Annotated in this window: 5 protein-coding genes; 2 read left to right on the top strand and 3 right to left on the bottom strand. The window is 48.6% G+C overall.

The genetic code is table 11. The annotated features are described in order from the left end of the window. Together HWQ67_RS16575 and HWQ67_RS16580 are read left to right on the top strand one after the other, a co-directional pair. A partial coding sequence (locus HWQ67_RS16575) for a hypothetical protein (RefSeq protein WP_218253795.1) occupies positions 1-259 on the top strand: 259 nt, incomplete at its 5' end. Beyond that, complete coding sequence (locus HWQ67_RS16580) at positions 256-948, top strand: PASTA domain-containing protein (protein WP_218253796.1); 693 nt, start codon at positions 256-258, stop codon at positions 946-948. The genes HWQ67_RS16575 and HWQ67_RS16580, both read left to right, overlap by 4 nt. A gap of 157 nt (positions 949-1,105) precedes the next feature. On the opposite strand, the gene HWQ67_RS20685 is transcribed toward HWQ67_RS16580, so the two are convergent. The 3 genes from HWQ67_RS20685 to HWQ67_RS16590 form a co-directional block, all read right to left on the bottom strand. Then, on the bottom strand, positions 1,106-1,324 hold the full coding sequence (locus HWQ67_RS20685) for a hypothetical protein (RefSeq protein WP_425340738.1): 219 nt from the start codon (positions 1,322-1,324) through the stop codon (positions 1,106-1,108). Next, positions 1,272-1,529, bottom strand: a complete 258-nt coding sequence (locus HWQ67_RS16585) for an AbrB/MazE/SpoVT family DNA-binding domain-containing protein (protein WP_218253797.1) — start codon at positions 1,527-1,529, stop codon at positions 1,272-1,274. Before HWQ67_RS16585 ends, HWQ67_RS20685 begins: the two co-directional genes overlap by 53 nt. A 305-nt stretch (positions 1,530-1,834) precedes the next feature. Then, a complete protein-coding gene (locus HWQ67_RS16590; RefSeq protein WP_218253798.1) occupies positions 1,835-2,269 on the bottom strand; it encodes an FHA domain-containing protein in 435 nt (144 codons plus the stop codon). Positions 2,270-2,327: the final 58 nt, after the last annotated feature.

Genomic DNA, 2,327 nt, shown 5'->3' on the forward strand with positions numbered 1-2,327 from the left:
AACCGAGTGCGATGAGGCAGAGGACGTTGTTAAAGAATTCTTGACTAAAAAAGAGGATTTCTGTATAATAAACAATATGGATATCTTAAAGAAGAACTATGGGATAGACTTGAGCGATTTTGCTGACCAGAGGCAGACATCGGCGGTGCAGGCGTCGGAGCCGGAAGCGGGGGCGGAGCCGGGGCCGGGCCTTTACAGGGCATTTCCCGACGTTCATCAAACGGATGGCTTCTTCTTTACCGTGATGACAAGACAATGAGGGCAATATTAAGGATCGTACTGTTCTTTTTCATATTCAGCGTAGTGACTGTCATTACCGGTTATGTGACCTTTGGCCTGCTGACTACGAGCAAGAGCATAGCGGTTCCTGATTTGCGTGGCAAGAGTCTTTTGGATGCCAACGGGATATTAAGCGGGGTCAAGCTCTACCTCAAGGTGGAAGGAGAGACCTACGACAGTGTCATCCCAAATGGTCAGATAGCCAAACAGAACATCCCCGCAGGCAATAAGATAAAGGAAGGACGAACCATTTCAGTGGTCATGAGTAAGGGCAAACGCTCTCAGACGGCAGAAGACCTTCGCGGTCAGCCCGTGGAAAAAACCCAGGACATGGTCGCCGTCAATAAACAGGATGTCGCAAAGGTGATCGAGGTACATTCCGATACGGTTGAAGAGGGCAAGGTGATAGCCCAATGGCCATCCCCTGAGGACAAGGGTGGTGGTGAGGTTTCCGTGGTGATGAGCAAGGGACCATATGCCTCACCGGTCTACTGTCCAGACTTCATGGGTCAGGACGTTGCGCAGGCACAGGAGCTTGCAAAATCCATTGGGCTTGAGGTCAATATCACCGGCACTGGCGTCAGGATCAACGCACAGTTGCCCGCCCCCAATACGGTAATTAAAAAGGGAAGCACGGTTGAACTAAAAGCAACCTTCTCCGATGAGTAAATTCGTATCCTCTTTAAAGGGCAGAGTAAGTTTTATTTCACTTTCACGGTTCAAAGGCATGGATCACTGCTCCATTCCCTGTTCAGACCAGGAACATGGTTCGCAGCAATAACAGTTACAGCCGTTTTCCAAATGCAACTGTTTGCACTTAATCCAATCAAAATATGCTATATTTTGGGTGCTTGCATATAGCAATGAGCACGTAAGTATCTCCGTCGATACGAAAATAAGCCCTATATTCAGCATTGATCCTAATCTGCCAGATATTTTGACTTTCGTTATATTTTTTAGCTCGCAGGGAAGGATAACGGTAAATAAGAGTTTCATATTTTATAGAGAGCAGCTTTGAACTCCTCAATACTGTCAAAGGGGCCAAAGACCCGACCTTCCTGGTAGTCCTTCACCCCTTCAGCAATAGCGGCGTCAATTCCTTCGCTGCCTGAAACAGCCCTGGGCTTAAAAACGATGGTCTTATCCTGACAGACTACTTCTAGAACATCCCCTTCTTTGATGTGCGCTTTTTCTCGAATCTCAGCCGGGATGGTAACCTGAAATTTATTGTTTACCTTTACCTGTGACATGATGCCTTCTCCACAGTTGTGCATATTTTTGAAAGTTGTAAAATACAACCGTTATACCTCTATTATAGCAGAAGTGTGTCATTGCTGGCTTGACCAAGAATCCAGGATGCGTAAAAATATAGTTATACTAAAATGACGCAGGTTTTTTCAGGCATGATAATTGAGTGTGAAATAATGGGGTCAAGGGGGCTGGCCCCCTTGCAGGGGAGGTCTGAGGAGGGGGCGGAGCCGCCCTCCTTCTTTCTTTTACCGTGGAATATAAAGAAGATACCTCCTCTTAAACGACACGGCAGGCAGGTGAGCTGCTATGCCATTACCACTGTCAGCTCCAGCGCCGAAGACAGGGTCAGCCGTTGATTGCCCAACAGTGGAACCTTCTTGCCCGTTGACAGGCGCACGTCGTCGAGATATGTTTCGTTTGTCGTGTTGAGGTCTTCGATGTACCAGGTACCATCCTCACATGTAAATCTGGCATGTCGCCTGGATACCGTCTTGTATGGCTCGATAACGTCCGCTCCAACGGCCATGCGACCAACAACGTCACCGTCTCGGACGGTTATGCTGTTGCCATCGCTTGTCGTAAGCATCAGCGTCGGGCCGGTTTCCGGAACTACTTCCTCAGCAACCGGGCGTGTCTCCTGGACGGCAACACCTGAGATGTCCCCCAGACAACGCTCACACATTACCTCCGTGGGGGCGTTTTGGACATTGCACGTAGGACATACCTTAACAGATGACAACCTGCACCGCCTCGGTATCCGTTTGCCTGGGAATGCCTATTACATAAATACCCGTTGG

The sequence above is a fragment of the Candidatus Magnetobacterium casense genome (assembly GCF_019173545.1).
GTDB lineage: Bacteria > Nitrospirota > Thermodesulfovibrionia > Thermodesulfovibrionales > Magnetobacteriaceae > Magnetobacterium > Magnetobacterium cryptolimnobacter.